Source organism: Halalkalicoccus sp. NIPERK01 (genome assembly GCF_030287405.1).
Classification (GTDB): Archaea; Halobacteriota; Halobacteria; order Halobacteriales; family Halalkalicoccaceae; genus Halalkalicoccus.
In genome coordinates, this window is sequence record NZ_JASVVV010000038.1 from 1 (window position 1) to 261 (window position 261).

Consider the following 261-nt stretch of genomic DNA (forward strand, 5'->3'; position numbering starts at 1 on the left):
CAAGGACCTTGGCAAGCAAGGAATTGCTCTCAGTGACGCAGCCATCCACAAGGTTGCTGCCGGTATCGAGGCAAGCGTCAATGCCACTCTCATCCCCGCGATCATCGCCAAGTCGGGTGTGGAAGCGCCAGCTCTTGCAGCTGCGATCGTCAAGAACTTCGGTCTCAGCGCAGCTGACAGCGCTCTCATCCTGGGACAGGTCGAGGATCTCGTGCGTCACTCCGCAGTGCACGCCACACATCCTCTGGCGGCACACGATCT

Annotated in this window: 1 protein-coding gene; it reads left to right on the forward strand. The window is 59.8% G+C overall.

Annotated elements, in window-relative coordinates; genetic code table 11:
* A partial coding sequence (locus QRT08_RS18475; protein ID WP_286047464.1) for a hypothetical protein occupies positions 1 to 261 on the forward strand: 261 nt, incomplete at both ends.